At 72.0% G+C, this 3348-nt stretch carries 5 protein-coding genes; 3 read left to right on the forward strand and 2 right to left on the reverse strand.

The genetic code is table 11. The annotated features are described in order from the left end of the window. Nucleotides 1-55: 55 nt before the first annotated feature. Nucleotides 56-232 (reverse strand): hypothetical protein, encoded by a 177-nt coding sequence (locus AB0G02_RS32410; RefSeq protein ID WP_360801789.1) that lies wholly within the window; start codon nucleotides 230-232, stop codon nucleotides 56-58. Then, entirely contained in the window at nucleotides 229-537 is a 309-nt protein-coding gene (locus AB0G02_RS32415; protein ID WP_360801792.1) for a hypothetical protein, read from the reverse strand. The genes AB0G02_RS32410 and AB0G02_RS32415 overlap by 4 nt, the downstream gene beginning before the upstream one ends. A gap of 211 nt (nucleotides 538-748) precedes the next feature. Here AB0G02_RS32415 and menC point away from each other — a divergent pair, with 211 nt between their 5' ends. The 3 genes from menC to AB0G02_RS32430 form a co-directional block, all read left to right on the forward strand. After that, complete coding sequence (gene menC / locus AB0G02_RS32420) at nucleotides 749-1849, forward strand: o-succinylbenzoate synthase (RefSeq protein WP_360801795.1); 1101 nt, start codon at nucleotides 749-751, stop codon at nucleotides 1847-1849. Further along, nucleotides 1842-2966: a M20/M25/M40 family metallo-hydrolase gene (locus AB0G02_RS32425; protein WP_360801798.1), complete on the forward strand. Its 1125-nt coding sequence runs from the start codon at nucleotides 1842-1844 to the stop codon at nucleotides 2964-2966. The genes menC and AB0G02_RS32425 overlap by 8 nt, the downstream gene beginning before the upstream one ends. A 74-nt stretch (nucleotides 2967-3040) precedes the next feature. Then, a partial coding sequence (locus tag AB0G02_RS32430) for a LysE family translocator (protein WP_360801801.1) occupies nucleotides 3041-3348 on the forward strand: 308 nt, incomplete at its 3' end.

Genomic DNA, 3348 nt, shown 5'->3' on the forward strand with positions numbered 1-3348 from the left:
GGGGGGGGCCGGCGGGGGGGGGGGGCCGCCGCGCCCCCCCCCCCCCACGCCGCGCTCACTTGCGCCTGGCTGCGCGTCCCAGCAGACCAACCGCCAGGATCGTGACGACCACGACGACCACGAGCGCCGTGGTGTTCACGGAGATCCCACCGGCCAGGACGCTCGGCAGTGCGACGCCCAGCAGGACCGCCGCGACGACGCCGATGGCGATGATGACGGCGCTGCGGCTCACAGGAACCCCAACGCCGCGCCGCCGACGCACGCGCCGGCCGACTCGCCCAGGGGTACGGCCTGGTCCGGGTTGGTGATCGTGTTGGTAACCACGTTGGACACACTCTCCTTCACGCACCCGGTCAGCAGCGCTCCGCCGATGAGGCTGCCGACAGGCGTCAGGTAGGGCGCCGCGGCGAATCCGAACGACGCTCCGACCGCCAGACCGAACAGACCGCCGACGGCGTCACCGGCGAAGTCGGCGAAGCTGTAGGAGCCGGTTAAACTGTGACGCTGATCACAGCACCTATCGCGTCTCTGCGTCACCCGACTAGCGTATCGGCCTCGACGACCGTGGGGGCCCGGTCGGTCTGACTGCTGGGGGGCGATCAGTGGAGAGCACGTCTTTGCGCCGTGCCGGTGCGCGGTCACGATTATCGCGATCGCGATTCCCCGTCCGCGGACTCGGCGCCGCTCACGATCGATTACCGCCTGGTTCCCCGCCCACCTTCCGCTCCACCACGGCAGCGTGACGCCGATGCGCGTCGAGCGGGTGAGCCTCAAGATGCTCAAGGGTCGTCTGGTCGAGCCCTTCTCGAACCGGTGGGAGACCTTCCGCGACTGGACGAAGGTGATCGTCCAGGTCGACGGCGACGGCGCGAGCGGGCTCGGTGAGTGCACCGCCATGCAGACGCCGTACTACAGCTACGAGACCGTCGACACGGCGTGGCACATCCTGGAGCGCTACCTCGTCCCTCTCTTGTGGACGGTCGAAGACCACGACCCGCGCGCGGTGACCGGTCTCTGGTCCCACGTCAACGGACACGAGGAGACCAAGGCGGCGTTGGAGTGCGCCGTCTGGGACCTGCACGCCCGGCTGTCCGGCAAGCCGCTGTGCTCGGTGATCGGCGGCTCCCTCCGCGACGTGACCTACGGCGGTTCCATCGGGATCGTCGACACGATCGACGCACTGATCGAGTCGGTGGCGGCGATGCACGAGCGCGGCAACGCCCGGGTGCGCGTCAAGATCCGGCCGGGTTGGGACGTCGAGCCGGTCACCGCGTTGCGGACCGCGCTGCCCGACGTGCCGATCGTCCTCGACGCCAACGCGGCCTACACCTCGTCCGACGTCGACCTGTTCGTGCGGATGGCCCGGACCGGCCCGATGGGGTTCGAGCAGCCGTTCTCCCGCGACCACCTGGCCGCGAACGCCGAGCTCCAGCGGCGCGTCGACGTGCCGGTCTGCCTCGACGAGTCGGTGCGCTCGTTCGCAGAGGCACGCCAGGCGATCGAGCTGTCCGCGTGCCGGGCGATGAACGTCAAGGTGGGCAGGGTCGGCGGGATCGCGGAAGCCGTGCGGATCCACGACCTGTGCCGCGACGCGGGCATCCCGACCTTCGTCGGCGCGAAGTACGACTTCGGCGTCGGGCGGTGGACGAACGTCGCCCTCGCCACGCTGCCCAACATGACCTGGCCGAGCGACTGCGCGCCGGCGTCCGGCTACTACGCCGACGACGGCGTGGACGTGCCGGTGACGGCGGCCGGTGCCGGTGTGGTGCGCCCGTTGGACCTGCCCGGCGTCGGGGTGCGCCTGACCGACGGGTTGGAAACGGTCCGGGAGGTGCAGTTCGTTGCCTGACACCACCGAGCTGCTGCGGGCGCTGGTCGAGGCCGAGACCCCTTCGGACGACCCGGAACTGCTGCGGCGCGGCCTGCGGCTGCTGGCGCGGCTGGGCACGGACCTGGTGGGACGGGCACCCCGGTGGCTCGGGGACGACGACCACCCGGTCCTGTGCTGGGCCGGCGACGGCGAGCCGGAAGTGCTGGTGGTCGCGCACATCGACACGGTGTGGCCGGCCGGCACGCTCGCGTCGTGGCCGTTCGCCGTGCGCGACGGCATCGCGACGGGACCGGGGGCCTTCGACACCAAGGCCGGGATCGTCCAGGCGTTGCGGGCCCTCGCCGCCCTGCCGAGCCTCGACGGGGTGGTGCTGCTGGTCAACTCCGACGAGGAGATCGGCTCGGCCGCGTCCCGGGACATCATCCAGGACCACGCCCGCCGGTGCCGGGCCGCCCTGATCGTCGAGCCCTCGTTGGACGGCGCGGTCAAGATCGCCCGCAAGGGCATGTCGCGCTACACCGCCACGCTGCACGGGCGGGCCGCGCACGCCGGCCTCGACCCCGACGCGGGTGCGAACGCGGCCCTGGCGGCGGCGCAGTTCGCGCTCGCGGCCGCGGCGCTCTCCGACCGCGACGCCGGATCCCGCGTGATCCCCACCGTCATGTCGGCGGGCACCGCGATCAACGTCGTGCCCGAGCGGGGTTCGGTGACCCTGGACGTCCGCGCGGCCGACGAGGCCGAGTTGGTGCGGATCGACCGCGGCCTGCGGGAGATACCGGCGGGGTGGGGTTGCCGCGTCGAGCTCTCCGGCGGCATCGACCGCCCACCGCTCGAACCCTCGTCGTCGGCGGAGCTGTACGCGGCGCTCGTCCGCGTCGCGTCCGCATCGGGCGTGCCGCGCCCGGGAGCGGTGGCGGCGGGCGGTGCGTCGGACGGCAACTTCACCGCGGCGGTCGGCTGCCCCACCCTGGACGGCCTCGGCGCCGTCGGCGGCGGGGCGCACGCCCGGGACGAGCACGTCGTGCTCGCGGAGATGGCGCCACGCGCCGCCCTGCTCGCCGCGTTGATCGACGAGGTGCTGCGCGACCGCGGCGGCGCGCACCGCACCGGACGACTGACCACGCTGCACACCTGAGCGGGACAGGGACCGCGCCCGCGGGATCCGGACCGGCTCGGTCCGCGACAACTACAGAACGGAGGCCTGGGGCGGTGGACTCGCAGGCGATCTTCACCACCGAGCAGCTGACCGCGTTCGCGATCTTCGCGTTCGTCACGTCGGTCACCCCGGGGCCCAACAACGTCATGTTGCTGGTCTCGGGATTGAACATCGGATTCCGCCGGACGATTCCGCACGTGATCGGCATCTCCAGCGGGTTCGGCGTGATGGTCGCGATCGTCGGCGCCGGGCTGGGTTCGGTGTTCATCACCTATCCGCTGGTCTACGAAATCCTCCGCTGGGTCAGCGCCGCCTACCTCCTCTACCTCGCGTGGAAGATCGGCAGCTCGGGTCCGACGAC

This window comes from Actinosynnema sp. NPDC023658 (assembly GCF_040639995.1).
In the GTDB taxonomy this organism is placed as follows: domain Bacteria; phylum Actinomycetota; class Actinomycetes; order Mycobacteriales; family Pseudonocardiaceae; genus Actinosynnema.